Origin of the sequence: Clostridium sp. OM05-6BH (genome assembly GCF_003481635.1) — a bacterium.
Classification (GTDB): Bacteria; Bacillota; Clostridia; order Lachnospirales; family Lachnospiraceae; genus Butyribacter.
In genome coordinates, this window is the sequence record NZ_QULH01000003.1 from 160,876 (window position 1) to 181,238 (window position 20,363).

Annotated in this window: 34 protein-coding genes; all 34 read right to left on the reverse strand. The window is 42.0% G+C overall.

Annotated elements, in window-relative coordinates; translation table 11 throughout:
- Positions 1-10: 10 nt before the first annotated feature.
- Positions 11-604: a 30S ribosomal protein S4 gene (gene rpsD / locus DXB73_RS04790; protein WP_022025511.1), complete on the reverse strand. Its 594-nt coding sequence runs from the start codon at positions 602-604 to the stop codon at positions 11-13.
- A 56-nt stretch (positions 605-660) separates the two neighbouring features.
- Positions 661-1,059, reverse strand: coding sequence for a 30S ribosomal protein S11 (gene rpsK / locus DXB73_RS04795; protein WP_022025512.1), 399 nt, complete (start codon positions 1,057-1,059; stop codon positions 661-663).
- Positions 1,060-1,101: 42 nt separating this feature from the next.
- Positions 1,102-1,470 (reverse strand): 30S ribosomal protein S13, encoded by a 369-nt coding sequence (gene rpsM, locus DXB73_RS04800; protein WP_022025513.1) that lies wholly within the window; start codon positions 1,468-1,470, stop codon positions 1,102-1,104.
- Positions 1,471-1,860: 390 nt separating this feature from the next.
- The gene (gene rpmJ / locus DXB73_RS04805) at positions 1,861-1,974 is read right to left on the reverse strand and encodes a 50S ribosomal protein L36 (protein WP_118507368.1); all 114 of its coding nucleotides are present in this window, start codon (positions 1,972-1,974) and stop codon (positions 1,861-1,863) included.
- A 163-nt stretch (positions 1,975-2,137) separates the two neighbouring features.
- The gene (gene infA, locus DXB73_RS04810; protein WP_022013568.1) at positions 2,138-2,356 is read right to left on the reverse strand and encodes a translation initiation factor IF-1; all 219 of its coding nucleotides are present in this window, start codon (positions 2,354-2,356) and stop codon (positions 2,138-2,140) included.
- A gap of 118 nt (positions 2,357-2,474) precedes the next feature.
- The gene (gene map, locus DXB73_RS04815; RefSeq protein ID WP_022025514.1) at positions 2,475-3,239 is read right to left on the reverse strand and encodes a type I methionyl aminopeptidase; all 765 of its coding nucleotides are present in this window, start codon (positions 3,237-3,239) and stop codon (positions 2,475-2,477) included.
- 31 nt (positions 3,240-3,270) lie between these two features.
- Positions 3,271-3,912 carry an adenylate kinase gene (locus tag DXB73_RS04820; protein ID WP_022025515.1) on the reverse strand — a complete coding sequence of 214 codons (642 nt, stop codon included), beginning with the start codon at positions 3,910-3,912 and terminating at the stop codon, positions 3,271-3,273.
- Between the two features lie 217 nt (positions 3,913-4,129).
- Positions 4,130-5,467, reverse strand: coding sequence for a preprotein translocase subunit SecY (gene secY / locus DXB73_RS04825; protein ID WP_022025516.1), 1,338 nt, complete (start codon positions 5,465-5,467; stop codon positions 4,130-4,132).
- 2 nt (positions 5,468-5,469) lie between these two features.
- Positions 5,470-5,910, reverse strand: a complete 441-nt coding sequence (gene rplO, locus DXB73_RS04830) for a 50S ribosomal protein L15 (protein ID WP_022025517.1) — start codon at positions 5,908-5,910, stop codon at positions 5,470-5,472.
- Between the two features lie 474 nt (positions 5,911-6,384).
- Positions 6,385-6,900, reverse strand: a complete 516-nt coding sequence (locus DXB73_RS14790; protein ID WP_243103987.1) for a YrzE family protein — start codon at positions 6,898-6,900, stop codon at positions 6,385-6,387.
- Between the two features lie 465 nt (positions 6,901-7,365).
- Positions 7,366-7,548: a 50S ribosomal protein L30 gene (rpmD, locus tag DXB73_RS04840; protein WP_022025528.1), complete on the reverse strand. Its 183-nt coding sequence runs from the start codon at positions 7,546-7,548 to the stop codon at positions 7,366-7,368.
- An 11-nt stretch (positions 7,549-7,559) separates the two neighbouring features.
- Entirely contained in the window at positions 7,560-8,069 is a 510-nt protein-coding gene (gene rpsE / locus DXB73_RS04845) for a 30S ribosomal protein S5 (protein ID WP_022025529.1), read from the reverse strand.
- Positions 8,070-8,083: 14 nt separating this feature from the next.
- The gene (gene rplR / locus DXB73_RS04850) at positions 8,084-8,452 is read right to left on the reverse strand and encodes a 50S ribosomal protein L18 (protein WP_022025530.1); all 369 of its coding nucleotides are present in this window, start codon (positions 8,450-8,452) and stop codon (positions 8,084-8,086) included.
- A 19-nt stretch (positions 8,453-8,471) separates the two neighbouring features.
- Positions 8,472-9,014, reverse strand: coding sequence for a 50S ribosomal protein L6 (rplF, locus tag DXB73_RS04855; RefSeq protein ID WP_022025531.1), 543 nt, complete (start codon positions 9,012-9,014; stop codon positions 8,472-8,474).
- A gap of 47 nt (positions 9,015-9,061) precedes the next feature.
- Entirely contained in the window at positions 9,062-9,463 is a 402-nt protein-coding gene (rpsH, locus tag DXB73_RS04860) for a 30S ribosomal protein S8 (protein WP_022025532.1), read from the reverse strand.
- Positions 9,464-9,477: 14 nt separating this feature from the next.
- Positions 9,478-9,663 carry a type Z 30S ribosomal protein S14 gene (locus tag DXB73_RS04865; protein WP_022014871.1) on the reverse strand — a complete coding sequence of 62 codons (186 nt, stop codon included), beginning with the start codon at positions 9,661-9,663 and terminating at the stop codon, positions 9,478-9,480.
- A 12-nt stretch (positions 9,664-9,675) separates the two neighbouring features.
- On the reverse strand, positions 9,676-10,215 hold the full coding sequence (gene rplE / locus DXB73_RS04870; RefSeq protein ID WP_022025533.1) for a 50S ribosomal protein L5: 540 nt from the start codon (positions 10,213-10,215) through the stop codon (positions 9,676-9,678).
- A gap of 22 nt (positions 10,216-10,237) precedes the next feature.
- Entirely contained in the window at positions 10,238-10,543 is a 306-nt protein-coding gene (rplX, locus tag DXB73_RS04875) for a 50S ribosomal protein L24 (RefSeq protein WP_022025534.1), read from the reverse strand.
- Between the two features lie 14 nt (positions 10,544-10,557).
- Positions 10,558-10,926: a 50S ribosomal protein L14 gene (gene rplN / locus DXB73_RS04880; RefSeq protein WP_022025535.1), complete on the reverse strand. Its 369-nt coding sequence runs from the start codon at positions 10,924-10,926 to the stop codon at positions 10,558-10,560.
- A gap of 23 nt (positions 10,927-10,949) precedes the next feature.
- Positions 10,950-11,207, reverse strand: coding sequence for a 30S ribosomal protein S17 (gene rpsQ, locus DXB73_RS04885; protein ID WP_182434195.1), 258 nt, complete (start codon positions 11,205-11,207; stop codon positions 10,950-10,952).
- Between the two features lie 41 nt (positions 11,208-11,248).
- Positions 11,249-11,446 (reverse strand): 50S ribosomal protein L29, encoded by a 198-nt coding sequence (gene rpmC, locus DXB73_RS04890; RefSeq protein WP_022025537.1) that lies wholly within the window; start codon positions 11,444-11,446, stop codon positions 11,249-11,251.
- Positions 11,436-11,873, reverse strand: a complete 438-nt coding sequence (rplP, locus tag DXB73_RS04895) for a 50S ribosomal protein L16 (RefSeq protein WP_022025538.1) — start codon at positions 11,871-11,873, stop codon at positions 11,436-11,438. The genes rpmC and rplP overlap by 11 nt, the downstream gene beginning before the upstream one ends.
- On the reverse strand, positions 11,873-12,541 hold the full coding sequence (rpsC, locus tag DXB73_RS04900; protein WP_118690299.1) for a 30S ribosomal protein S3: 669 nt from the start codon (positions 12,539-12,541) through the stop codon (positions 11,873-11,875). Before rpsC ends, rplP begins: the two co-directional genes overlap by 1 nt.
- Before the next feature lie 30 nt (positions 12,542-12,571).
- Positions 12,572-12,961: a 50S ribosomal protein L22 gene (gene rplV, locus DXB73_RS04905; RefSeq protein WP_022025540.1), complete on the reverse strand. Its 390-nt coding sequence runs from the start codon at positions 12,959-12,961 to the stop codon at positions 12,572-12,574.
- A gap of 177 nt (positions 12,962-13,138) precedes the next feature.
- Positions 13,139-13,414, reverse strand: coding sequence for a 30S ribosomal protein S19 (gene rpsS, locus DXB73_RS04910; protein ID WP_022025541.1), 276 nt, complete (start codon positions 13,412-13,414; stop codon positions 13,139-13,141).
- Between the two features lie 68 nt (positions 13,415-13,482).
- Complete coding sequence (gene rplB, locus DXB73_RS04915) at positions 13,483-14,328, reverse strand: 50S ribosomal protein L2 (RefSeq protein WP_022025542.1); 846 nt, start codon at positions 14,326-14,328, stop codon at positions 13,483-13,485.
- Between the two features lie 79 nt (positions 14,329-14,407).
- Positions 14,408-14,707 (reverse strand): 50S ribosomal protein L23, encoded by a 300-nt coding sequence (gene rplW / locus DXB73_RS04920; protein ID WP_022025543.1) that lies wholly within the window; start codon positions 14,705-14,707, stop codon positions 14,408-14,410.
- Positions 14,707-15,327: a 50S ribosomal protein L4 gene (gene rplD, locus DXB73_RS04925; protein ID WP_022025544.1), complete on the reverse strand. Its 621-nt coding sequence runs from the start codon at positions 15,325-15,327 to the stop codon at positions 14,707-14,709. Before rplD ends, rplW begins: the two co-directional genes overlap by 1 nt.
- Before the next feature lie 26 nt (positions 15,328-15,353).
- Positions 15,354-16,034, reverse strand: a complete 681-nt coding sequence (rplC, locus tag DXB73_RS04930; RefSeq protein ID WP_022025545.1) for a 50S ribosomal protein L3 — start codon at positions 16,032-16,034, stop codon at positions 15,354-15,356.
- Positions 16,035-16,220: 186 nt separating this feature from the next.
- A complete protein-coding gene (gene rpsJ / locus DXB73_RS04935) occupies positions 16,221-16,538 on the reverse strand; it encodes a 30S ribosomal protein S10 (RefSeq protein ID WP_022025546.1) in 318 nt (105 codons plus the stop codon).
- A 383-nt stretch (positions 16,539-16,921) separates the two neighbouring features.
- Positions 16,922-17,116, reverse strand: a complete 195-nt coding sequence (locus tag DXB73_RS04940) for a hypothetical protein (protein ID WP_118690300.1) — start codon at positions 17,114-17,116, stop codon at positions 16,922-16,924.
- A 249-nt stretch (positions 17,117-17,365) separates the two neighbouring features.
- Positions 17,366-17,656, reverse strand: coding sequence for a septation regulator SpoVG (gene spoVG, locus DXB73_RS04945; protein WP_022025548.1), 291 nt, complete (start codon positions 17,654-17,656; stop codon positions 17,366-17,368).
- An 82-nt stretch (positions 17,657-17,738) separates the two neighbouring features.
- Positions 17,739-18,860: a glucose-1-phosphate adenylyltransferase subunit GlgD gene (glgD, locus tag DXB73_RS04950; RefSeq protein ID WP_118690301.1), complete on the reverse strand. Its 1,122-nt coding sequence runs from the start codon at positions 18,858-18,860 to the stop codon at positions 17,739-17,741.
- Complete coding sequence (locus DXB73_RS04955; RefSeq protein WP_118690302.1) at positions 18,860-20,131, reverse strand: glucose-1-phosphate adenylyltransferase; 1,272 nt, start codon at positions 20,129-20,131, stop codon at positions 18,860-18,862. Before DXB73_RS04955 ends, glgD begins: the two co-directional genes overlap by 1 nt.
- Between the last annotated feature and the right edge of the window lie 232 nt (positions 20,132-20,363).

The following is a 20,363-nucleotide window of genomic DNA, read 5'->3' on the forward strand; positions in this document are numbered from 1 at the left end:
CTGCGAGTTATTATTTAGAATACAACTCGACGATAAGCACTTCATTTACAGGAACATCAATCTGCTCTCTTGTTGGGATTTCCTTAACGACACCAGAAAGCTTCTCATGATCTGCCTCAAGCCAATCAGGAACAAGACGGCCATCTGTTACTTCAAGGATATCCTTATATCTCTGAGCTCCTTTGTGCTTCTCTTTGATTTCGATCACATCACCCGGCTTAACTTCATATGATGGGATGTTTACACATTTACCATTTACTAATACGTGCTTATGACCTACGATCTGACGAGCTTCTTTTCTTGTACGACCATATCCCATACGGAACAATACGTTGTCCAAACGAAGCTCTAAAAGAATAAGAAGGTTCTCACCTGTTGTACCATATTTTAATTTCTGTGCCTTTGCAAAATCATTTCTAAATGGTTTCTCTAATACACCATAAATAAATTTTGCTTTCTGCTTCTCTTTTAACTGAAGTCCATACTCGCTAGGCTTTCTTCCCTGTCTAACATTTCTGTTGGACTTTTTGTCAATTCCTAAGAACTGTGGATCCAAGCCAAGAGTTCTACATCTCTTCAATACTGGCGTCATATCTCTTGCCATGTCATTTTCCTCCTATAATAATTAATCATCAATTCATTGTCATATAAAAATGCAAATTATACACGACGACGCTTTGGCGGTCTACATCCATTGTGTGGAACCGGTGTCACGTCTCTGATGCTTGTTACGTCAATACCACATGCAGACAACGCACGGATTGCTGCCTCACGACCTGAACCAGGTCCTTTTACCATAACATCTACAGATGTTAAGCCGTGTGGGATTGCTGCCTTAGCTGCAGTCTCTGCTGCCATCTGTGCTGCATAAGGAGTGGACTTCTTGGATCCTCTGAATCCTAATCCACCTGCGCTTGCCCAAGAGATTGCATTTCCTTCTGCATCTGTGAGCGTAACGATCGTATTATTAAAGGAAGACTGAATATGTGCCTGTCCATGTCCGACATTTTTCTTGACACGCTTCTTGCCTGTCTTCTTTACAACTTGCTGTTTAGCCATTGTCAAACCCTCCTGTTAGAATTTGTACATACTTACTTATTATTATTTCTTCTTATTTGCGACAGTACGCTTTGGACCCTTGCGAGTTCTAGCATTTGTCTTTGTCTTCTGTCCACGAACAGGAAGACCTTTTCTATGACGGATTCCTCTGTAGCATCCGATTTCCTGCAGTCTCTTGATGTTCATCGCGATTTCTCTACGAAGATCACCTTCCACTGTCTGTGTCTCATCGATCACACTGCTAATACGCTTTACTTCATCATCAGTAAGATCCTTAACACGAGTGTCAGGGCTTACATTAGCCTCTGCTAAAATACGGTTGGAACTAACTCTACCGATACCATAAATATAGGTAAGTCCGATCTCAACACGCTTGTCTCTTGGTAAGTCTACACCACTAATACGTGCCATGTGTACTTTACACCTCCGTTATTTTTTGTTTTGAAAAATAGATACATGATTTTGCAGTAAAATTACTGCACAGCCGCTTTAAACTGTAATCCTATTGCATAGACGTCCTCCAAAATCTCTGCCACAATGAATCCGCATACGCGAACCGCAGTGTATTCTTACACTGCACAGAAATCATCGGGTTGCCTGCGAAATGGCAACCGGTACTACGCCGCAGTCATCAATCTGCCATGATAGGACCGACATGGATGAAATGACGCATCCTTGCTTTGTTTCCAAAGCTTGCCGAAGTGGTTAATCACTCCACCTACAATGTCATCGCATCCGTAAATGCGATAATGAACAGAAAGCAAGTCTATCTCGTGAGCAGGTCTATCGCCTGCCTCCTAATTAGCCCTGTCTCTGCTTATGACGTGGGTTCTCACAGATAACTCTGATACGACCCTTTCTCTTGATGACCTTACATTTTTCGCAAATCGGTTTTACTGAAGATCTAACTTTCACAGCAATAACCTCCTTTCAATAAAGTCCATTGTCTACTATATCATATACATTTCTTGGTTGCAAGTGGTTTTTTCGGGAATTTCTAATTTTTTTCAATGTAAAAAAAAAGACCACATGCGCATTGCTTGACACATATAGTCTTATTTTTCCAAAAGATCGCTGATTATTTATCACGCCATGTAATACGGCCCTTTGTCAGATCATACGGAGACATCTCCATCGTAACTTTGTCACCCGGCAAAATGCGGATGAAGTTTTTGCGAAGTTTGCCGCTAATATGCGCTAATACCTGATGTCCATTCTCTAATTCTACCTTGAACATAGCATTTGGCAGCTTCTCGACAACGATTCCTTCAATTTCAATTACATCTTCTTTCGACATTTCAAACTCCATTTCCTCGCACATTATGCGATTTTTATATTATGATGTTGGGGACGAAAAAGGGTTTTGTCCCCAACTGATGACACATATTGCAATATAATATTCACACGCTATCGGATTATGCAAGACCTTCTTTCCATGAAAAGATCTCCGGCTCTCCTTCAGTGATCAGGATCGTATTTTCGTAGTGTGCTGACTTCATACTGTCAGTAGTAACTACCGTCCAGTCATCCTCAAGCACCCATACATCATAGTCACCTGCATTTACCATCGGTTCTATTGCAAGCGTCATGCCGGGACGCAGCTTTATACCTCGTCCAATCGGCTTAAAGTTTGGCACCTGTGGTTCCTCGTGAAGATTTCTTCCAATTCCATGACCAACCAGATCGCGCACAATAGAAAATCCGTTTGCTTCTGCATAGTTCTGGATAGCTTTGGAAATATCGTACAAATGATTGCCCGCTTTAGCGTATTTGATTCCTTCAAAAAAACTCTGCTTTGTCACATCGATCAAAAACTGATCTTCTTCTGAGATCTGACCAACAGCATGCGTTCTCGCTGCATCAGAATGATATCCTTCATAGATTACGCCGGCATCCAGGCTGACAATATCTCCCTCCTGCAAAATTCTCTTTTTGCTGGGAATACCATGGACGACCTCATCATTCACAGATACGCAAATACTCGCCGGATATCCGTTGTAGTTCAAAAAGGATGGGATGCATCCAAAACTACGGATCACTTCTTCTCCTTTACGATTGATATCCATTGTGCTAATGCCCGGACGAATAATCTTTGCCATTTCATCATGAACAATTCCCAAAATACGTCCGGCTTCTCTCATTTTTTCCAATTCATGCTCTGATTTAATTGTGACCGACATAATGTGCCTTCTTTCTAAATATTAATTTGAATTAACCGATAACTGCAGCAATTGCCTTTGCAACACCCTCGATACCAAGTGTTCCGTCAATCTCGTGAAGGATTCCCTGCTCTTTATAATATGCGATAAGAGGTGCTGTCTGATCGTGATATACTTTCAATCTCTTCTTTACCGTCTCCGGCTTATCATCGTCACGCAGCTGAAGCTCACCACCACATGCATCGCATTCGCCCTCTTTCTTAGGCGGGATGTTTACTGTATGGAAAGTAGCTCCACATTTTGCGCATACACGGCGTCCTGCCATACGATCAACAATTGCCTGATCTTCCATTTCAATATCGATCGCATAATCCAACGCTGTTCCCTGCTCTTTTAATGCTGCTGTGAGCGCCTCTGCCTGAGGAATGGTTCTTGGGAAACCATCTAAAATATATCCGTCTTTGCAATCTTCTTTGCTCAAACGATCTACAACAAGATCACATACAAGCTCGTCCGGAACCAGCTCTCCGGCATCCATATATCCTTTTGCTTTTTTACCAAGCTCTGTTCCTTCTTTAATGTTCTGACGGAAAATATCGCCTGTAGAAATTGTAGGGATATGGTATTTCTCTACGATTCCCTTTGCGTGTGTTCCTTTTCCTGCACCAGGTGCTCCCAACATAACAATCTTCATATATACTCTCCATTTCTGCGTGCGTCCCTGATTCTTTCGTTCTATTCTGTCATCCCTGCGTCACGCACGCTGACGCAGATGTGCTTTTATACGTATGCACGATTAAACCTATAATAACGCAAAAGCAGCGCAGTTTCAACACCCTTTTTACATTATTAAACATATACAAAAGCGCCACCCGATTTTGGGTGACGCCTCAATTTTACAGATATTCTTCTTACTCGCTGATGAATCCCTTGTAATGACGAACTAACATCTGAGATTCAATCTGCTTTAATGTCTCAAGTACTACACCTACGATAATGATGAGGGATGTTCCACCAAAGGAAACGTCTGCACCAAACGCACCGGATACGAAGATCGGAACGAATGCTACAAAAGATAATCCCACTGCACCGATAAGGATGATATTATTGAGAACTTTTGTTAAATAATCCACCGTTGGCTTACCAGGACGAATACCCGGAATAAATCCACCCTGTTTCTTCATATTAATAGAAATCTCCTGTGGATTAAATGTGATGGATGTATAGAAGTATGCAAAGAAGATAAGTAATAAGATGTAAATTACCAATCCCAATGTATACTTAAACTCTCCAAAACTGGAAAGATTACACCATGAGTTCTGGTTTAACACTTTAAGGAACTTCTGCGCTAAAGTTGCTCCAGCACCGGACTGTGGCTTGATTCCTGCGAATCCAGCGATAACGATCGGCATGGAGAACAGAGATCCGGCAAAGATTACCGGGATAACGCCTGCAGTGTTTACCTTAAGCGGAATGTGAGATGACTGTCCACCAACCATCTTTCTTCCCTGTGTTTTCTTAGAATACTGAACACTGATTCTTCTCTCACCATCGGAAAGAACAACGATGAAGATTACCATTCCAATAATTACCGCAAGAATGACAACTGCTGCGATCGTACCATTGGTAACATTGGAAGCACCTTTAACGAACTTCTCGAAAAGGTTCATCATATCCTCTGGCATACGAGATACAATGTTATAAAGGAGGATGATGGAAATACCATTTCCAACTCCCTTTTCAGTGATCTGCTCACCTAACCACATAAGGAATGCAGAACCGGCAGTCAAGGATACAACGAATACTGCTACAGAAGTAAATGTAACACCATCTGTCAAATATCCCTGCTGACCAAAGCCAATTGCCATAGCGGCACTCTCAATTACAGAAAGTGCAATCGTTAAATAACGAGTGTACTCTGCTAATTTCTTACGTCCTTCCTCACCATCTTTGTGAAGCTCTTCCAACTTAGGAATTGCAATGGTGAGCAACTGAATAATAATGGATGCCGTGATGTACGGTGTGATATTCAGTGCGAAGATCGACATTGTGGAGAATGAACCACCCGTCAACTGGTTAAAGAAGTCCAAAGACTTCTGTGAATCAAAGAAATCTGTAATTACGGATGCATCAACGCCCGGTACAGGCAACTGACATCCGATACGAACAACGATCAATGCGAAGAAAGTGTAAAGGATTTTCTTGCGCAGATCTTTGATCTTAAAAGCATTGCGGACTGTTTCGAACATCCTTAGATCACCTCAGCTTTTCCACCAAGAGCCTCAATCTTCTCAGCAGCACTCTTGCTGAATGCGTTTACCTGAACGGTGAGTTTCTTAGTTAATTCTCCATTTCCAAGTATCTTAACTCCGTCTTTCGAATTGTTGATGATACCTTTTTCTTTCAATGCTGTTACTGTAACAACATCACCATCATTGAATTTCTCTAACTTATCCAAGTTGATTGCAACGATTTCCTTAGAATTGATGTTTGTGAAACCTCTCTTAGGAATACGTCTGTAAAGTGGCATCTGACCACCTTCGAAACCTGGACGTGGAGCACCTGAACGAGCCTTCTGACCCTTGTGTCCCTTACCTGCTGTCTTTCCGTTTCCTGATCCATGTCCACGACCTCTTCTAAAGTTGTCGCTCTGCTTAGAACCTTTTGCCGGACTTAATGTTGATAAATTCATAGTTACCTCCTAAATACTGGTGATCCCTTTCCTTGGTGCCTTTCTTTCCTCTTATAGCACGGGATCATAATCACTAACGGGCGAATCCTTGCAGAAACCCAGTCAAAATGTTCACTTGCGGTCTATCTTCATCATAAACTGCGAAACATCAAGCTGAAAAAGTGTCTCTTGCCCTTTGCTTTTCTGCAAAAAGGGTACACTTCTACCCTCGCTACAAATCAATATATTACCACAAAAGTGACAGGCTTGTCTACTGCTTTTTGCGTCTTTCTACGCCGGAAGCGTTATCCAAACTGCTTCCAAAACTCCTCTGCCGCTCCGTTGTATACATTCATGTCAATAAATCGCTCATCCCCCTTGTACCCCGACAACACATGGCGATTGGAAAACTGCCAAAACTATCAGCAGTAACAGACATCTGACGAATATCTTTCCCGTTTTCTTCATGATTGCCATATTACCCTCGTGCCCCTCTTACTTTTTATCAAAATATAATTGTTCCCGCAATTCGGTCATCTGCTCTTGCAGCTTACGCATGCTTTCGTGATCCTCTCGTTGAAGCTCGCCCAAATATACCTGCTTTTTCTTTTTGTGCCGTCCGGTAAATATCATAAGACCGATGGCAGATAAACAAACAGCTCCTGCCATGCCGCCACCTATCGTGCCCTCCGGATAATTTCTCCAATAACTAATAAAACTAAACACACCAAAAAGAACGATGCATATCTGATATCTATGTATTTTTGTCACCATATCTGTCTCTAATTGCGCCATCTCACTAGAGCGTTTCTTACAAGCACTGTCTAAAAAGTCATAAGATTTCTCTAATTCCCATAAAGTATTTTGTATCTTTTGATCTGCTTGTGATACTGTTTTTTCTTCCTCATAGCGCATCTCAACACTGTCCTGCTGGTCGCCGCCAGAGGCGACATAGGTCAAATATTCCGCTGCACTGGAACGGATGGTTATTTCATCTTTTTTCTTTCTCAAATAAAGTACCTCCTTCTGGTTATTTTTTCTAAAACATTAAAAGGGTTAGTTCTTCACCGATAAAATACCTCATTTCCTCCTAAGATTATATCTTATTAGGTCGGTGTGTTACAACTATAGTTTAGCACCTCACTCTGCCCTTAGCAGGGATATATTTACTCATGATGTCTCCTTCCGCTGCTGACAGGGACAGGGACAGGGACATCATAATATATATGCAGAATTAAATTCAACCTGTTCCGTCACACAAGCTCCTATTTCACTCGCGTTCCACAAACATAAATTTTTCTTTCAAACGATTCTCAGCACCTCGATAAGCAACTTTTGACTTCTTAATAAACGATTTTCATCACCATGATAATCGATTTGACACTTTAATTTTAAAACAAAAAATAAGACTGCCTATCACTATATGATAAACAGTCTTATTTTTATTTTCGTTCAGAATTTCTGATTCTTCGTCGATTAAGCTTCCTCAACCTTTACAAGATGTCTTACATGCCAAATCATGCCCTTTGTAGCGTCATTGTTTGGCAATTCAACGGTCTTACCAATCTTCTTCAAGCCCAATGCTTCAACTGTAGCACGCTGCTTAGGAATGGCACCGATTGTAGACTTTACTAATGTAACTTTCACCTTATCTGCCATGGTTTACCTCCTTAACCTAAGATCTCTTCAACGGAGAGACCACGTGCTTTAGCAACTTCCTCAGGAGTCTTCAAGTTCTTAAGACCCTCGATTGCTGCCAATACAACATTTTTCTTGTTATTGGAACCAAGAGACTTTGTACGGATATTCTTATATCCAGCAAGCTCAAGTACGGAACGTGCAGGACCACCTGCGATGATACCAGTACCTTCTGGTGCTCTCTTGATCAATACGGAAGCGCTACCGAATTTACCTGTCAGGTCATGTGGTACGCTACCATTCTCGTCGATAGGAACTTCAACAAGCTTCTTGGTTGCTTCTTCTTTACCCTTGCGGATTGCTTCAGGGATTTCAGTAGCCTTACCAAGACCAACACCTACATGTCCGTTCTTATCGCCAACTACTACTAATGCAGTAAATCTCATGTTACGTCCACCTTTAACTACCTTGGTTACACGCTTGATCGTTACTACATTATCTTCCAGCTCTAAGTTGCTGGTGTCAATAATTGTACGTTTCATGTGTCTTCCTCCTATTAAAAATCCAAACCTGCTTCTCTAGCTGCCTCGGCTAATGCTTTCACCTTACCCTGATAAACAAAGCCGCCACGGTCAAATACAACACTCTTGATGCCCTTATCCAAAGCTTTCTTTGCGATTACTTCGCCAAGCTTTGCTGCTGCATCAACGTTGTTGGTCTTCTCTAATCCCTCAGCTACGTCTTTCTGAAGAGTAGATGCGGATACTAAAGTGTTACCAACTGTGTCGTCAATAACCTGAGCGTACATATGATTATTACTTCTAAATACAGCTAAACGAGGTCTCTCGGCTGTGCCAGAAAGACGATTACGAACCTTCATGTGCTTCTTCACACGAACTTCACTTCTTGACTGCTTCTTAATCATCGTAAATTCACTCCTTTAATTATTTTTTACCTGTCTTACCAACTTTACGTCTAATAACTTCATCAGCGTATTTGATACCCTTGCCCTTATATGGCTCTGGAGCTCTCTTTTCTCTGATTTCAGCAGCGTACTGGCCGACTTTTTCTTTATCGATACCCTTAACAATGATCTTGTTCTGGCCGTCAACAACAACCTCAAGACCTTCTGGATCTTCCATCTCTACCGGATGAGAATATCCAAGAGAAAGAATTAACTTCTTGCCCTGTTTCTGAGCTCTGTAACCTACACCGTTTACTTCAAGCTCTTTCTGATAACCCTCAGTTACACCGATCACCATGTTGTAAATGAGCGTTCTTGTAAGACCATGTAAAGATTTCATCTTCTTTAAGTCATTAGGACGAGTTACTACTACTTCCTCGCCTTCTTTCTTAATTGTCATCTCTGCAGGAAGAACTCTCTCGAGTGTTCCCTTAGGTCCCTTTACAGTCACTTTATTATTTTCTGCAATATCAACTGTTACTCCAGCTGGTATAGCGATAGGCATTTTTCCGATACGTGACATGCCGTCTACCTCCATATATTCTTAGTGTAGTGAGTGCATCGTTTGGACTACCAAACGAATGCAAGTACCTCACCGCCAACGTTTGCTTTTCTTGCTTCTTTATCTGTCATCACGCCTTTGTTTGTAGACACGATTGCGATACCAAGACCGCCCAGAACCTTTGGAAGCTCATCTTTACCAGCGTAAACACGAAGACCCGGCTTAGAAATTCTCTTCAAACCTGTGATAATCTTCTCATTTTTGTCTGCGCCGTACTTTAACGTGATGTGAATCATCTGAATACCATCAACGTCAATCATATCATATTTCTTAATGTAACCTTCCTTCACAAGGATTTCTGCGATAGAAATCTTCATCTTGGAAGCAGGAACATCTACTGTATCATGCTTTGCAGTATTCGCATTACGAATTCTTGTAAGCATATCTGCAATAGGATCGCTCGTCATCATCTTGTTTTACCTCCTTACCAGCTTGCTTTCTTCACGCCTGGAATCTGTCCCTTATATGCTAACTCACGGAAGCAGATTCTGCAAATTCCGTATTTTCTCAAATAAGCATGTGGACGACCACAAATTCTGCAACGACTATACTCTCTTGTAGAGAATTTTGCTTTGCGCTGCTGCTTTACTTTCATAGAAGTCTTAGCCATGAAATTCCCTCCTTATTTCTTGAACGGCATACCGAACTGTGTTAATAATTCACGAGCTTCTTCATCGGTCTCAGCAGTTGTAACAACGATTACATCCATACCTCTAACCTTGTCTACCTTATCGTACTCGATTTCAGGGAAGATTAACTGCTCCTTGATTCCAAGTGCATAGTTACCTCTACCATCAAATGCATTCGGGTTTACACCGCGGAAGTCGCGCACACGAGGTAATGCTAAGTTTACAAGACGATCTAAAAATTCGTACATCTTGTCGCCTCTTAAGGTTACCTTACATCCGATCGCCATTCCCTCTCTTAATTTGAAGTTAGCGATGGAGTTCTTTGCTCTTGTAATAACAGGCTTCTGTCCGGAGATGATCTCCAGCTCAGCCATAGCGGCATCGAGAACTTTAGAATTCTCTTTCGCCTCACCGATACCCATGTTGATAACGATTTTATCTAACTTTGGTACCTGCATAACGTTTTTATAACCAAATTTCTTGGTCATTGCATCAACGATTTCGTTAAGATAAGTCTCTTTTAAGCGAGTCACCGTCTCTGCCTCCTTTCTGATATTAGTCAATCACTTCTCCGGTTGCTTTTGCATAACGAACCTTTTTACCATCTTCAATCTTGAAGCCAACGCGGGAAGCTTTTCCTTTGCTCACGTACATTACGTTAGACACATCGATTGGAGCAGCCTGCTGTACAATACCACCCTGTGGGTTTGCCTGACTTGGCTTTGTATGCTTTGTAACCTGATTGATTCCGTCGATAACAACCTTGCCATCTTTAACCGCTGTTACCTTGCCTTCTCTGCCTTTATCCTTACCAGTGATAACGCGAACGGTATCACCCTTCTTAATCTTGCTTGTTGCCACTCTTGACACCTCCCTTATAATACTTCTGGTGCTAATGAAACGATTTTCATGAACTGCTTGTCTCTTAATTCTCTAGCGACTGGTCCAAAGATACGGGTTCCTCTCGGTGTCTTGTCATCACGAATGATAACTGCAGCGTTCTCATCGAACTTAATGTAAGAACCGTCCGGACGACGAATGCTCTTTACTGTACGAACTACAACTGCTTTAACAACATCACCTTTCTTTACAACACCGCCTGGTGTTGCATCTTTAACAGAAGCAACGATGATGTCACCGATTCCTGCATATCTGCGGGTTGAACCGCCCATAACTCTGATACAAAGAAGTTCTTTAGCACCTGTATTATCAGCTACTCTCAGTCTTGATTCCTGCTGTACCATAATTACCTCCATATTTCCGCAAATTATTTTGCTCTCTCGATTACCTCAACAAGTCTCCATCTCTTGTCCTTGGACAATGGTCTTGTCTCCATAACTCTTACTCTGTCACCAATCTTACATGTATTCTCTTCATCATGAGCCTTTAATTTATAAGTTCTCTTGATGATCTTGCCATAAAGTGGATGCTTTACGTTATCTACTACTGCAACTACGATTGTCTTATCCATCTTATCGCTTACAACCTTACCTACACGAGTCTTTCTAAGATTTCTCTCCACGATCGTGTCCTCCTTTCCAAATTTTGGCTATAGATCTGCAAGTCTTAGTCCTGTGCTGCGAGCACGGTCTGAATTCTTGCGATGTTCTTCTTTACTTCTTTAATTCTGCTTGTGTTATCAAGCTGATTTGTTGCGTTCTGGAATCTGAGATTGAACAATTCCTTTTTAGCGGCAACTAAATCTTCATTTAACTCTGCAGCAGATTTTGTTCTCAAATCTTCCAATAATGCTTTACTCTTCACTGCCCGCACCTCCTTCTAAGTCTGCGCGAGAAACAACTTTACACTTAACCGGCAACTTGTGAGTTGCAAGACGAAGTGCTTCTTTAGCTATTTCTTCGGATACACCGGAAATCTCGAACATTACACGACCCGGCTTAACTACAGCTACCCAGTACTCAAGAGCACCTTTACCTTTACCCATTCGAGTCTCGGCAGGAGTCTTTGTTACCGGTTTATCTGGGAAAATCTTGATCCAAACTTTACCACCACGCTTGATGTAACGTGTCATTGCGATACGGGCTGCCTCGATCTGGTTGGACTTGATCCATGCCGGCTCTAAAGCAACGATACCGAAATCACCGTTTGTGATCTTGTTTCCTCTGAGCGCTTTTCCTGTCATTCTACCACGGAACTGCTTACGATGTTTAACTCTCTTTGGCATTAACATTATTTATCGCTCCCTTCCTTTTTCGAATTTTTCTTGGCTGGAAGTACTTCGCCATTGTATACCCATACCTTTACACCAATTTTACCATAAGTTGTATCAGCCTCTGCGAAACCATAGTCGATATCGGCACGCAGTGTCTGAAGAGGAATTGTACCCTCGCTGTAGAACTCTGTACGAGCCATATCAGCACCGCCCAGACGTCCGGAGCAAGAAGCTTTGATTCCCTTTGCACCAGTCTTGAGTGTTCTGCTCATTGCAGACTTCATAGCACGACGGAAAGAAATACGGTTCTCTAACTGCTGTGCAATATTCTCTGCAACTAACTGTGCATGTTTATCCGGATTCTTGATATCCATGATCTTGATGTCTAATGCAACTTTACGATCAAGAACTTTCAAAAGCTCTTTCTTTAAGTTCTCGATTTCAGCGCCGCCCTTACCAATTACAAATCCAGGCTTTGCTGTATGAATAATAACTCTTACCTTGTCAGTCGGTCTCTCAATTTCAATCTTTGAGATGCCAGCGCTGTAAAGTTTCTTCTTTACAAACTCTCTGATCTTGTAATCTTCTACAAGATAGTCTGCGAACTTATCCTCTGCAAACCAATTGGAATCCCAATCACTGATCACGCCGACTCTTAAACCATGAGGATTAACTTTCTGTCCCATTTTAATCTCCTTTCATAGACCGTTTTCGGATTAGCGCTCGTTAAGAATGATGGTAATATGACTCATTCTCTTCTCGATGCGGTATGCTCTACCCTGTGCTCTAGGTCTAATTCTCTTCATTGTCGGTCCCTTGTTTGCGAAACACTCTTCAATGTATAAATCTGCTGGATTCATACCATTGTTGTTCTCCGCATTTGCAACTGCGGACTGTAATAATTTCAAAATGACGCTTGACGCATATCTTGGATTATAAGATAAAATACCAATTGCTGTCTCTACATCTTTGCCTCTGATGGCATCTAACACGTAACAAGCCTTCTGTACGGAAATTCTTGCATAAGATAACTTAGCGGAAGGTCTGGTGTCTTTCTGGTTCTCATTTCTCTCTCTCTTAATCTGAGATCTATGTCCCTTTGCCATGATGGAAGCCTCCTTTCAAATATCTGTATCATTGTCTACAGCGTATTGCTGCAATTCGTTATTTGCAGATCTGATATTATTCCCACTCTGCCGGGTGGTTCTTTTTGTAAGCACCGTTTTCTGTCGCAACCGCTTAGTGGCATGCACTGCAGTTGCTAAGAAAACTATTGCTATTTATTATTTGCCCTTCTTCTCGTCTTTGCCATGGCCTCTGTAAGTTCTTGTAGCTACGAACTCACCGAGTTTGTGTCCAACCATATCCTCTGTAACATATACAGGTACATGTCTTCTGCCATCATGTACTGCAAATGTCAATCCTACGAATGATGGGAAAATAGTGGAACGACGAGACCAAGTCTTGATGACCTGTGTATCACCGGATGCTACCTGAGCATCTACCTTCTTAAGAAGGCTCTTGTCAGCGAAAGGTCCTTTCTTTAATGAACGTGCCATTGTATCCTCCATTCTGTCGGCTGTGCCGACTATTCCAACTCTTCATAGAAGTCATGGTGACTTAGCAATTATTTTGCTAATGCCTTACCATCTCTTCTTCTTACGATCATCTTGTTTGACTGTTTATTCTTCTTACGTGTCTTCAAGCCAAGAGCAGGTTTACCCCAAGGAGTGCATGGACCTGGACGACCGATACCTGTCTTACCTTCACCACCACCGTGTGGATGGTCATTAGGGTTCATTACGGAACCACGAACCGTAGGTCTGATACCCATGTTACGCTTACGTCCGGCTTTACCAATGTTTACCAATGCATGCTCACCGTTTCCGATAACACCTACTGTAGCACGGCATACGATAGGAACCATTCTCATCTCACCAGATGGAAGACGAAGTGTTGCATACTTTCCTTCTTTAGCCATGAGCTGTGCGCTGTTACCAGCGGAACGAACCATCTGTCCACCCTTACCAGGATGAAGCTCGATGTTGTGGATCTGTGTACCAACCGGGATATTTTCCAGTGGCAAGCAGTTACCAACTGCAATCTCAGCCTCAGGGCCGTTCATGATCTTCTGACCAACCTTAAGTCCCTCTGGAGCTAAGATGTATCTCTTCTCACCATCAGCATAAGCAACTAATGCGATATTTGCTGTTCTGTTTGGATCATACTCAACAGTCTTAACGATTGCCGGGATACCATCCTTATTTCTCTTAAAATCGATGATTCTGTATTTTCTTCTAGAACCACCACCACGATGTCTTACTGTGATCTTACCCTGTGCATTACGTCCAGCGTTCTTCTTAAGAGACACTGTCAAAGACTTCTCAGGCTTTGTAGCAGTCAACTCTGTCTTATCAAGAACGGACATCTGTCTTCTAGACGGGGTATATGGGTTAAATGTCTTAATTCCCATTTTTGTTCTCCTTTCTCATATCCTTTATCAATATGACCTGTAAGATAGGTTTTCCTTACAGGATTTACACGATTTGATTTTACAGACCCTCGAAGATCTCGATGTCTTTAGAGTCCTCAGTCAGCTTAACGATTGCTTTCTTAGTCTTAGCAGTCTTGCCGGCTGTTCTACCACGACGACGTGTCTTACCGTCAAGGTTCATTGTGTTTACCTTAGCAACCTTAGCTCCCTCAAAAAGCTTCTCAACAGCTTCTTTAATCTGGCTCTTTGTTGCCTCAGGGTGTACTGCGAATGTGTACTTCTTCTCTTCCATAGCTGTCATAGATTTCTCTGTGATGATCGGCTTCTGGATAATATCATAATACTTCAAATCTGCCATTATGCGTACACCTCCTCAATCTTAGATACAGCCGCTTTTGTAATGATGACTGTCTCATATTTCAAAATATCGTATACGTTGATCGCATTTACTGCTACAGCACGTACACCTGCAATATTCTTCGCAGACTTTGCTACGTTCTCGTTGTCACCGTCTAATACAACCAATGCTTTCTTTACTTTCAGAGCATCCAAAACGCTAACCATTTTCTTTGTTTTGATCTCATCAAACTTAAGAGAATCAAGTACAACGAATTTCTCTTCGTTTACTCTAGAGGTCAGTGCAGACTTAATTGCACCAGCCTTCTCCTTTCTGTTCATCTTGAAGGAGTAATCTCTTGGCGTTGGAGCAAATACAATTCCACCGCCTGTCCACTGTGGAGCGCGGATAGATCCCTGTCTTGCATGACCAGTTCCTTTCTGTCTCCAAGGTTTTCTTCCACCGCCACTTACTTCAGAACGGGTTTTAGCCTTCTGTGTACCCTGACGCTTATTTGCAAGCTGTAATACAACAGCCATATGCATTAAATGCTCATTAACCTCAACAGCGAATACGTTGTCGTTTAAGTCCATCTTCTCAACTTCGCTGCCTTCCATATTATAAACAGATACGTTAGCCATCTGTGTGTTCCTCCTTTCCAAAAGAATTATTTCGTCTTAACGCTTTCCTTAATTACTACACAAGCCTTCTTTGGTCCCGGAACAGCGCCCTTAACAAGGATCAGATTCTGATCTGCGTCAACTCTGACGATCTCAAGATTCTGGATTGTTCTCTGTACGCCACCCATCTGACCAGGCATCTTCTTGCCTTTGAATACACGGCTAGGATCAGAACAAGCACCGTTAGAACCAGCATGTCTGTGGAACTTAGAACCATGTCCCATAGGTCCTCTGTGCAGTCCGTGTCTCTTGATTGCGCCCTGGAAACCTTTACCCTTTGTTGTTCCGGTTGCATCGATCTTGTCACCTGCTTCAAAGATGTCAGCTTTAATTTCCTGACCAAGTGTGTACTCTTCTGCGTTCTCAAACTTGAATTCTTTCAGATATCTCTTACCGGATACACCTGCTTTTGCAAAATGTCCCTGTAATGGCTTGTTTACGCCGTGAGTTCTCTTGACCTCTTTCTTGCCTGTAGCATCCTTCGTGATAACTTTGTCTTTCTTATCAACAAATCCTACCTGCACTGCACTGTACCCATCATTATCAACTGTCTTTACCTGTGTAACATAGCAAGGACCAGCCTGAAGTACAGTAACCGGAGTTAATACTCCGTTCTCGTTGAAGATCTGTGTCATTCCGACCTTCGTAGCTAAAATAGCTTTCTTCATAATGTTGCACCTCCTGTCAATCTACAGCGGAATGCATCACCAAGCAATCGCTTCGCCTGCATTCATCCTAGATGGTCTATAAGTTGGAAGTTTGTAAACCAAAAACTTAATGACGCTCCAAGGCATCACCTCTTTGCTGTCGTCTTTATATAAACCCTAAGGATCTTACTATTTCATAAAGAGAAATTATTTCTCTTTCATGACCAATTTAACTGCTACGCCAGATGGCATTTCCATCTTTGTCAGCGCCTCAACCGTCTTCTGGGTTGGAGCAATAACGTCAATCAGTCTCTTATGAGTTCTCTGCTCGAACTGCTCTCTGGAATCTTTGTACTTATGAACGGCACGAAGAATTGTTACTACTTCCTTCTTAGTTGGAAGAGGTACCGGACCGCTAACCTTAGCTCCTGTCTTCTTTACCGTATCAATAATTTTACCAGCTGCATGATCGATCTGATTGTGGTCATACGCCTTAAGTGTAATTCTCATTACCTTTGTTGCCATAAAAAAAGCCGCCTCCTTTTCGCACTTTCACGGACATTACTGATCTTGGCTCTTCGCCATGCCCGCCTGTTTCAGCGCAACAAGTGGTGACTGTACACTCATCCGGGTGTGTCCTGTCGGTTTACAAATTATACAGAACTCTTCCCGTGTTTTCCGGGCATATTCTTACAAATATGCTCTACAGAATATTGGATTTTCGTACAGTGACTTGTCGCCAATTCTCAACTTGACATTCGCTCCACGGAAAACCTCTTATCCGTTACCAGGTAAGAGCAACCTCACGCTTCTACGCTATCATGTCACAGCATTTATTACTATACTATATTTTTCAAGGGTTTGCAAGCATTTTTTTACATTTTTTTAATTTTTTCTCAAGCACAGTTTCAAGCGAAACAAAATGCTCTGTTGCAGACATTTTGAAAGGCAGAGAATCTTTTCAATTTGTGTTTCTTCTTATTATAATATAGAAAAAAACCGATCTGTGAGAGACCCGGCTTTACGGTCGACGTTACCTTTGGCGTTTCGGTCGGTTTCACAATCAGTGTGCCCCACTCAATTCCATCGATCGTAAATGTCACTTCAAGCTTCCTCTGCTGCCCCTTCCTTTGTTCCCTGAATGTTGCCTGTAAGTCCCAATACCATTGCAACCGCCAGAAACATCGACAAAATCTTTTTTGTCTGTTTTTTCATTTCACTTTGCGCATATGAACATGTCAAAAGCACTCAATATAAATATAAATCGTGATTTTAAAAAAGCACCGCCCCGGCAGCAAGCATTCAGCTCACTACCAGGGCGGTTATGTTAGTTTGATTGCGTGCAATCCTCATCACACTTCGGAAGTCTCCTCCTCATCAGCAGACTCCTCCATAAACCTCTCATATCGTTCTAAAACAATCGCCTGAAAACGCTCACGCGTTTCCCGGTTGATTGGATGCGCTACATCGCGAAATTCTCCATCGCCAGATCGACGGCTCGGCATGGCAATAAACAATCCTTTCTCACCTTCAATGACTTTAATGTCATGTACAACAAATTCATTGTCCAAAGTGATCGATACCACGGCCCGCATCTTACCTTCTTTCGTAATCTTGCGTATCCTAACATCTGTTATCTGCACTCCCTGTAACCTCCTTTGGTTATTTTTCTGTGCATCATCACATCTTTACTATTCCCCTATTTCTTGAAAAGAATTCCCCTTTCTACAGTGCGTATCTCTCATTCTTCTCAACTACAATGCGAATCTTACCATCCTCTGATGTATAATTTGTATTGGCACGAATCGTATCTCTGCTTTCAACGATGCAATTCTCAATATGTGTATTATCACCAATGTAAACATCATTAAGGATGATCGAATTTTTGATGGTGCAATTATTTCCAATATATACTTCCTTGAACAAAATGGAATTTTCAACAGTTCCATTAATGATACATCCACTGGAAACCAAACTGTTCTTCACATTTGATCCGACATTATATTTAGCCGGAGGAAGATCCTCAACTTTCGAATAAATGTCCGGATATTGACGGAAGAAATAATCCCTAATATCTTTGTTCAGGAAATCCATATTCGTGTTGTAATAAGAATCTACCGAAGAAATGTTGCTCCAGTAGGAATCCATTGGATATGCATATATCTTCTTTACATTCTTATAACGGATCAATATATCCTTTACAAAGTCATAACGTTCTTCCTGCATAGATTTCTCGATCAGCTCGATCAACATACGACGACGCACAATATATACACCGGTCGAAACAGTGGACGTTTCGGCATTGATCGGTTTCTCCTCAAAATCCGTGATCCTGCCGTCACCGTCAACACGGAGCACACCAAAGCGGCTTGGATCATCTTTGTCGGTTACATCTGCAGTTACAACAGTAAAATCTGCTTTTTTTGCAATATGGAACTCCAACACTTTATTGTAATCCAGCTTATATACGCCATCGCCCGAAGCGATCACAACGTATGGCTCATGGCTGTTCTTCAGGAAACTCAGGTTCTGTGCCATCGCATCCAGCGTTCCACGATACCAGTAACTATTTTCCGGCGTCGTTGTCGGCGTGAATACATACAGACCGCCCTGCTTTCTTCCGAAATCCCACCATTTTGAAGAATTCAAATGTTCATTCAGCGACTTTGCATTATATTGCGTAAAAACCGCAACTTTCTGAATGTGAGAGTTACTCATGTTGCTCAGTACAAAATCTATGCTGCGAAACCCTCCCGCGATCGGCATCGCTGCCGTTGCACGTTTATTGGACAATTCACGCATTCTGCTATTATTACCACCTGCTAATACTATTCCAATCGCTCTCATTATCTGTCACCTACCTTAATCAAAGTTTCACCGCCTGCAAGAACTCCGTCCGGATAATCTGATGGTTCCGTAACGCCTTTGATCGCCGTATTTTTGCCGATCTGTACGCCATCCGGAATCACACTGTCTTCGCCAATGGTTACAAGGCCAAATGCATACACATCCGGTTTAACCTTATTTGGCAGCTCCTCTCCGACACCAAGCTTACAATCTTTGCCAACAGTTACATTCTCGGCGATAATCGACTTATCGACTACCGTTCCTGCTTTGATCGTAGTAGAACTCATAATGATAGAATCCCGCACAATCGCGCCCGGCTCGATCGTAACACCCGAACCGATAACAGAGCTATGTACTTCTCCATATATCTCTGATGCTTCACCAATGATCGCCTTATCAACGATAGCATCCTCTGCGATATACTGCGGCGGAATACGATCACTCTTCGTATAGATCTTCCAAAATTCTTCATATAAATTAAAGACTGGAATGAGATCGATCAACTCCATGTTTGACTCCCAATATGAGCCAAGTGTTCCAACATCTTTCCAATAGCCATTGTACTCGTATGCAAAAATACGATCACCTTTCTCATGGCAATATGGAATAATGTGTTTACCAAAGTCACAAGCCGGCTGATCCTTTAACTTGATCAACGCTTCACGAAGCACCGGCCAAGAGAAAATATAGATACCCATCGAAGCAAGGTTGCTGCGAGGATGCTCCGGTTTCTCCTCAAATTCCTGAATCTGCTTATTCTCATCTGTGATAACAACGCCAAAACGACTAGCCTCTTCCATCGGAACCGGAATCGTTGCAAGCGTTACATCTGCCTTGTTTGCTTTGTGGAAATCAAGCATCACTTCATAATCCATTTTGTAAATATGGTCGCCACCCAAAATCAGCACATAGTCCGGGTTGTAATATTCCATATATCGCAAATTCTGATATATAGCATTCGCTGTACCTGTATACCACTCACTACTGGTACTCTTCTCATATGGTGGCAAAATAGAAACGCCACCTACATTACGATCCAAATCCCACGGAATACCAATTCCAATGTGTGTGTTCAGGCGTAGCGGCTGGTACTGTGTCAGCACGCCGACTGTATCTACTCCCGAATTAATGCAATTGCTCAATGGAAAATCGATAATACGGTACTTCCCACCAAACGCTACCGCTGGTTTAGCAACATCAGCAGTCAGAACCCCCAACCTGGATCCCTGTCCACCTGCCAGTAACATTGCTATCATTTCTTTCTTAATCACGCAATCACCCCTTACTATGTATTTCTTAATGATTTAAGTATATCACAACCACTGTAAAATGTGAACAAATTTCATAAATTTTCTTTTGAAAATTGATATTTTTTATACATTTCATACAATTTTTTGCATAAAAAACCCTTATTTGACGAGTTTTTTACATTGTCCACCAGCTTTGTTCCAATTTTTAACAAATTATTTCTAAACTGTAAACACTATTTAATTTGCTTTTTTG

Excerpts from the sequence above, each read along its gene's own strand:
- rpsD (WP_022025511.1), bottom strand. The coding sequence starts at position 604 with ATGGCAAGAGATATGACGCCAGTATTGAAGAGATGTAGAACTCTTGGC.
- rpsK (WP_022025512.1), bottom strand. The coding sequence starts at position 1,059 with ATGGCTAAACAGCAAGTTGTAAAGAAGACAGGCAAGAAGCGTGTCAAG.
- rpsM (WP_022025513.1), bottom strand. The coding sequence starts at position 1,470 with ATGGCACGTATTAGTGGTGTAGACTTACCAAGAGACAAGCGTGTTGAG.
- infA (WP_022013568.1), bottom strand. The coding sequence starts at position 2,356 with ATGTCGAAAGAAGATGTAATTGAAATTGAAGGAATCGTTGTCGAGAAG.
- map (WP_022025514.1), bottom strand. The coding sequence starts at position 3,239 with ATGTCGGTCACAATTAAATCAGAGCATGAATTGGAAAAAATGAGAGAA.
- DXB73_RS04820 (WP_022025515.1), bottom strand. The coding sequence starts at position 3,912 with ATGAAGATTGTTATGTTGGGAGCACCTGGTGCAGGAAAAGGAACACAC.
- secY (WP_022025516.1), bottom strand. The coding sequence starts at position 5,467 with ATGTTCGAAACAGTCCGCAATGCTTTTAAGATCAAAGATCTGCGCAAG.
- rplO (WP_022025517.1), bottom strand. The coding sequence starts at position 5,910 with ATGAATTTATCAACATTAAGTCCGGCAAAAGGTTCTAAGCAGAGCGAC.
- rpmD (WP_022025528.1), bottom strand. The coding sequence starts at position 7,548 with ATGGCAGATAAGGTGAAAGTTACATTAGTAAAGTCTACAATCGGTGCC.
- rpsE (WP_022025529.1), bottom strand. The coding sequence starts at position 8,069 with ATGAAACGTACAATTATTGACACCAGCAACTTAGAGCTGGAAGATAAT.
- rplR (WP_022025530.1), bottom strand. The coding sequence starts at position 8,452 with ATGATTAAGAAGCAGTCAAGAAGTGAAGTTCGTGTGAAGAAGCACATG.
- rplF (WP_022025531.1), bottom strand. The coding sequence starts at position 9,014 with ATGTCACGTATCGGAAAAATGCCTATCGCTATACCAGCTGGAGTAACA.
- rpsH (WP_022025532.1), bottom strand. The coding sequence starts at position 9,463 with ATGATGACGAGCGATCCTATTGCAGATATGCTTACAAGAATTCGTAAT.
- DXB73_RS04865 (WP_022014871.1), bottom strand. The coding sequence starts at position 9,663 with ATGGCTAAGACTTCTATGAAAGTAAAGCAGCAGCGCAAAGCAAAATTC.
- rplN (WP_022025535.1), bottom strand. The coding sequence starts at position 10,926 with ATGGTACAGCAGGAATCAAGACTGAGAGTAGCTGATAATACAGGTGCT.
- rplP (WP_022025538.1), bottom strand. The coding sequence starts at position 11,873 with ATGTTAATGCCAAAGAGAGTTAAACATCGTAAGCAGTTCCGTGGTAGA.
- rpsC (WP_118690299.1), bottom strand. The coding sequence starts at position 12,541 with ATGGGACAGAAAGTTAATCCTCATGGTTTAAGAGTCGGCGTGATCAGT.
- rplV (WP_022025540.1), bottom strand. The coding sequence starts at position 12,961 with ATGGCAAAGGGACATAGATCTCAGATTAAGAGAGAGAGAAATGAGAAC.
- rpsS (WP_022025541.1), bottom strand. The coding sequence starts at position 13,414 with ATGGCACGTTCATTAAAGAAAGGACCTTTCGCTGACAAGAGCCTTCTT.
- rplB (WP_022025542.1), bottom strand. The coding sequence starts at position 14,328 with ATGGGAATTAAGACATTTAACCCATATACCCCGTCTAGAAGACAGATG.
- rplW (WP_022025543.1), bottom strand. The coding sequence starts at position 14,707 with ATGGCAGATTTGAAGTATTATGATATTATCCAGAAGCCGATCATCACA.
- rplD (WP_022025544.1), bottom strand. The coding sequence starts at position 15,327 with ATGGCTAACGTATCTGTTTATAATATGGAAGGCAGCGAAGTTGAGAAG.
- rplC (WP_022025545.1), bottom strand. The coding sequence starts at position 16,034 with ATGAAGAAAGCTATTTTAGCTACGAAGGTCGGAATGACACAGATCTTC.
- rpsJ (WP_022025546.1), bottom strand. The coding sequence starts at position 16,538 with ATGGCAACAAAGGTAATGAGAATTACACTTAAGGCGTATGACCACAAT.
- glgD (WP_118690301.1), bottom strand. The coding sequence starts at position 18,860 with ATGAGAGCGATTGGAATAGTATTAGCAGGTGGTAATAATAGCAGAATG.